This is a genomic window from Halomonas sp. LBP4 (assembly GCF_003202205.1).
Classification (GTDB): domain Bacteria; phylum Pseudomonadota; class Gammaproteobacteria; order Pseudomonadales; family Halomonadaceae; genus Halomonas; species Halomonas flagellata.
Window position 1 is genome coordinate 36459 of record NZ_PDOG01000011.1, and the last position, 321, is coordinate 36779.

1 protein-coding gene is annotated in these 321 nt (G+C 64.8%); it reads right to left on the reverse strand.

Annotated features, from left to right (window positions below; genetic code table 11):
* Positions 1 to 321 (reverse strand): NAD-binding protein (locus CR157_RS21190; protein WP_258364254.1); only part of this gene is annotated, 321 nt, incomplete at both ends.

The window sequence follows — 321 nt, forward strand, 5'->3', positions numbered from 1 at the left end:
TTGCGGCGAGATGGCGATGTCGATCTCGCCACCCTGCACCAGGTCGACGTAGGCGGCGTTGTTGATCAGCGTCAGCACCTTCTTGGCGCCCATGCGCTTGGCCAGCATCGACGACATGATGTTGACCTCGTCGTCGTTGGTCAGCGCGCAGAAGATGTCGCAGTCCTCGATGTTCTCCTCCTCCAGCAGCCGCTTGCTGGTGGCGCTGCCGTGCAGCACCACGGTGCGGTCGAGGCGCTCGGAGAGCTGGGTGCAGCGCTCCAGGCCGTGCTCGATGATCTTGACCTGGTGGCTGTGCTCGAGGTGCTCGGCGAGGCGCTC